6 protein-coding genes are annotated in these 4227 nt (G+C 34.1%); 3 read left to right on the forward strand and 3 right to left on the reverse strand.

All coding sequences use genetic code 11. From position 1 onward, the window contains the following. The first annotated feature begins 137 nt into the window (after nt 1-137). Nucleotides 138-1322 carry an MFS transporter gene (locus tag QVO42_RS08220; RefSeq protein ID WP_022425642.1) on the forward strand — a complete coding sequence of 395 codons (1185 nt, stop codon included), beginning with the start codon at nt 138-140 and terminating at the stop codon, nt 1320-1322. 2 nt (nt 1323-1324) lie between these two features. Next, nucleotides 1325-1837, forward strand: a complete 513-nt coding sequence (locus QVO42_RS08225) for a nitroreductase family protein (RefSeq protein WP_022425643.1) — start codon at nt 1325-1327, stop codon at nt 1835-1837. 24 nt (nt 1838-1861) lie between these two features. Here QVO42_RS08225 and QVO42_RS10540 read toward each other — a convergent pair whose 3' ends face one another. The 3 genes from QVO42_RS10540 to QVO42_RS08235 form a co-directional block, all read right to left on the reverse strand. Continuing rightward, the gene (locus QVO42_RS10540) at nt 1862-2041 is read right to left on the reverse strand and encodes a glycine zipper domain-containing protein (protein WP_502685366.1); all 180 of its coding nucleotides are present in this window, start codon (nt 2039-2041) and stop codon (nt 1862-1864) included. Nucleotides 2042-2062: 21 nt separating this feature from the next. Then, nucleotides 2063-2866: a Cof-type HAD-IIB family hydrolase gene (locus tag QVO42_RS08230; RefSeq protein ID WP_022425644.1), complete on the reverse strand. Its 804-nt coding sequence runs from the start codon at nt 2864-2866 to the stop codon at nt 2063-2065. Between the two features lie 161 nt (nt 2867-3027). Continuing rightward, complete coding sequence (locus tag QVO42_RS08235) at nt 3028-3507, reverse strand: histidine phosphatase family protein (RefSeq protein WP_022425645.1); 480 nt, start codon at nt 3505-3507, stop codon at nt 3028-3030. Nucleotides 3508-3681: 174 nt separating this feature from the next. Here QVO42_RS08235 and QVO42_RS08240 point away from each other — a divergent pair. Next, the coding region (locus tag QVO42_RS08240) for a P-type ATPase actuator domain-containing protein (protein WP_502685367.1) at nt 3682-4227 on the forward strand (546 nt) is incomplete at its 3' end.

Below are 4227 nucleotides of genomic sequence, written 5' to 3' on the forward strand. Positions count from 1 at the left end.
TTCGAATCCCTCAACCTGCGCCATTGAATGTTACTCAGGAGAAATCCTGAGTTTTTTATTTTCAGAATATGTAAGAGATTACAGAATTCTTTCTGTTCTGTTATAATATTATTATCACATGTAAGGGAGATCATAAAATGGAACAATCAAAAAGTATTAATGTTAGATACTCAATGTTGCAGGGGATTTACTATGTAGGATTCTGTGCAGTTATTGGCTATGCCGCTGTATATCTAGGGTCAATTGGCATGAGTTCATCTTTAATTGGGATTGTACTTGCAATCGCAAATATTCTAACAAGTATTGCACAACCCGTACTTGGAGGATTTGTAGATAAGTCAAACATTTCAATGAAGAAAGTCTTAATGATCATGTTTGGTCTTTGTAGTATTCTATCTGTATTCCTCATGTTTGTAAGTAAGGTGACATTCTTAGCTGCTGCTTTGTTTATTGCAGTTTCTACAATTCTTTATACTACAATGCCTCTAGTTAACTCACTTGCTTTCGCATTCCAGAAGCATGGTATTGATGTTAAGTTTGGTGTAGCACGTGGTATTGGATCAGTGGCTTATGCTCTTGCGTCTCTTGTATTAGGAAACGTTGTAAAGGCAGTAAGTCCTACTTTAATGCCTCTTGCCTATATTGTCATCTTCTTAGGTATTTTACCTCTTATTCGCTCATTTAAGATGCCAGAAGCTGAAGTAGATGAAGTCATTGAAGAAAAAGTAGTAGAAAAAGAAAGTACAGGTGCTTTTATTAAGAAGCATCTTAAATTCATGATTTTCTTAGCTGGTTTTGTATTAGTTTATTTTGATCATACAATCATTAACAATTTCTTTATTAATGTAATTAGAAACGTTGGTGGTAATACTGGAGATATGGGAAATGCAGTATTCTTGGCTGCAATGTTGGAACTGCCAACAATGGCTTTATTTGAAAAGTATAAAAATAAAATCAATATCAAAAATACAATCATCATTTCCGCCATATTCTTCACACTTAAACATACATTGACCTACTTTGCGACAAATATGTTTATGATCTATTTAGCTCAGGCAACACAGATGCTTGCTTATGCATTATTTATTCCAGCATCAGTTTATTATGTAGATAAATTATTTGATGCAAAGGATGCAGTTAAAGGACAGGCACTCGTTACTACAAGTATGACTGTATCTGGTGTATTAGCTAGTTTCTTAGGTGGTATTTTACTAGATAGTATGGGTGTTTATGAAACATTATTTTTAGGTTTAGTATTAAGTGTAGTAGGTACAATTGTGATGATTGTGACTGTTGAGAACGTAAATAAGAAGGGGGCTTAAATGTGTTAGATGTTTTAAAAACAAGAAGAAGTATTAGAAAATATACAGATGAAATGCCTAGAGATGAAGATCTTGAAAGAATAGTAGAAGCTGGTTTATATGCTCCTACTGGTATGGGCAGACAGGGCGTTAAGTTTGTAGTAGTAAAGAATAAAGAAATGAGAGATCATTTATCAAAGTTGAATGCTGATATTATGGGGAGTGATAAAGATCCTTTCTATGGTGCGCCTGTAGTGATTGTTGTTTTATCAAAGAAAGAGTATCCTACATATATCTATGATGGATCACTTGCGATTGGCAATATGCTCAATGAAGCACATGGCTTAGGACTTGGTTCTTGCTGGATTCATCGTGCGAAAGAAGTATTTGAAGGTGAAGAAGGAAGAAGACTTCTTAAAGAATGGGGCATTGAAGAAGACTATGAAGGTATCGGAAATGTTATTATAGGATTTGCGGATGGTAAGGCTCCAGAAGCAGCACCTCGTCTTGATCATCGTGTGATTACAATCGAATAATGAAAAAATCCTCCTTGCGGAGGATTATTTTTTTATTGAAAACAATGAAAGGATACCGGCTGCACCGACACCTAAACAGATTCCTATACCTATATTGTCAAAACAAATACCAAATACGACACCTAAACTGATCATAATAGGTAAATAATATGCTAATTTACCATTGTCTTTTTTTATGAAATCACCTCGACTAGAGTATATCATACCTATGTGAAGATAAGATGTTTATTGTGGAAATAATGCCTTAAGAATATCCTCTAACCCATTTTTATCGATAGATTTACAGATGATATCGGCTTGTGCCTTTAATTCATCTACGGCATTACCCATAGCTACACCTATCTGACATAACTGAATCATTTCAATATCATTAAGACCATCACCAAATGCATAGGTATCTTTGATATCTAAACCATAATATTCGAGAACTTTCTTAATACCGATGGCTTTACTCATGGTTGGTGAAAAGAACTCAAATGAATTATCACTGCCATGCTGATCAAAGCTGATAGTAGTACCAAACTTACCATCTAAATAGTCGCTTACTTTCTGCTTGTCTTTATTTGTGACATTGGCTTCTATTTTAATGGCACGTTTTAAGACATCATCACGGTCAAAATCCATAGAAAACATCTCTTCCATGCCGAGGTTCTTAAAGAACGTATAAAGCTCTTTATAACGCTTATCAATATAAATATGATGTGCTGTTTCAATCATATAATCACAATTCAGTTCTTCAAGCATATCAACTGTCTGAGTCGCAAGTTCTGTATCCATTCTCTCTTCAAAGATAGATTCACCAGCAATCTCGATATAACCACCGTTATATAAGACATAACCATCAAAACCCAAATCAAGGAACTGCTGGTTAATCATAGCTTTAGGACGACCACTGCAGATAAAAAGCTTATGCCCATCATTTTGAATTCTTTTAAGTTCTCTTTTTACACCTGCAGGTACTTCGTGAACTCCATAAGTGTTATCTACAAGCGTACCATCAATATCAAAAAATAATACTTTCTCTTTCATATGTATCTACTTTACCTCTGGTCTTAATATTTCTACAAATTTAAACTCATTGTTGTCATATGTATAATGAAGAATACAGCAATTAGTTAATCCTCCAGAGTTAAAAATAATGGCTGGGTCATTAAATGCACTAAAGAATTGCATAGAAGCACCGGCATGACTTAACCAGAGTTAAAAATAATGTCTGGATCATTAAATGCACTAAAGAATTGCATAGAAGCACCGGCATGACTTACTGCAAGAACTACTTCATGGTCTTCTTTATTCATGATTTCAGTTAATGTTTTTACAATTCTGTGTTGTACTTGTTTGGTTGTTTCGCCACCATAGTGGGGAAATAAGTCATCATATTTAAAATCATCAAAATGAGGATTTAAATCTTCACTTTCTCCTTCAAATAATCCAAAATCTCTTTCCTTAAGACCTTTTACTCTTGTATAAGGTACTTGACCTTCTGTTACTATTTCTAATGTATCAGATGCTCTTTCAGCCGTACTAGAGTAGTAATGATCAAAAGCAATATCCTTGATTAACTCTCTTGCAGCTTCAGCTTGCTTAATACCTAGCTCAGTAAGTGGAGAATCACATGATCCCTGAATTCTTTTTCGAACATTAAATAGAGTCTGTCCATGACGCATCATTTAAAGAGAGTTTGTCCATGGCGCATCATATATAAATGTTTCATAATAAATATAACCCCTTTCATTGGATGATAAGTTAATTATATCTATTATTTAAGAAAAAATTAAGGTGAAAGTACACAAATAATACACTTTTCTTTGTTAAGATAGTGCAATAGATGAGGAGTGGTGGATATGAATGAATTAAAAGGCCTCTCACAACAAGAGGTACAAGAAAGAATAGAACAAGGACAAGTGAATTATACAGGTCAGTCTATTTCTAAAACAAAAAAAGAAATTGTGAAGCAGCATACACTTACATATTTCAACTTTCTAAATATATTTTTAGCCGTTTTGATTGTGATTTCAGGACAGCTGCAGAACTTAACTTTTATTGGAGTTATGGTAGCTAATACAATATTAGGTATCATTCAGGAATTCAAGGTTAAGAAAACTATTGATAAGCTAAGTGTTGTGACTGTAGAGAAAGTAAAAACATTACGTGATGGGACTTTGATAGATGTTCCTGTAGAAGAACTTGTTATGGATGATATTATTTTCTTGACAGCTGGTAATCAGATTGGCACAGATTGTCAGGTTGTAGAAAATCATGCATTAGAAATCAATGAATCTCTTTTGACTGGGGAATCAGTACCTGTAAAAAAGAAGGAGAACGACGAAATCTATGCAGGAACCTTCGTTGTGGCAGGAAGTGGTTATGCAAAAGTAATCCGTGTAGGG

Origin of the sequence: Catenibacterium sp. CAG:290 (genome assembly GCF_000437715.1) — a bacterium.
Taxonomy (GTDB): Bacteria; Bacillota_I; Bacilli_A; order Erysipelotrichales; family Coprobacillaceae; genus Catenibacterium; species Catenibacterium mitsuoka_A.

Bases quoted from the DNA above. Each gene is read 5' to 3' on its own strand.
- QVO42_RS08220 (WP_022425642.1), top strand. From the start codon at position 138: ATGGAACAATCAAAAAGTATTAATGTTAGATACTCAATGTTGCAGGGG.
- QVO42_RS10540 (WP_502685366.1), bottom strand. From the start codon at position 2,041: ATGATATACTCTAGTCGAGGTGATTTCATAAAAAAAGACAATGGTAAA.
- QVO42_RS08235 (WP_022425645.1), bottom strand. From the start codon at position 3,507: ATGATGCGTCATGGACAGACTCTATTTAATGTTCGAAAAAGAATTCAG.
- QVO42_RS08230 (WP_022425644.1), bottom strand. From the start codon at position 2,866: ATGAAAGAGAAAGTATTATTTTTTGATATTGATGGTACGCTTGTAGAT.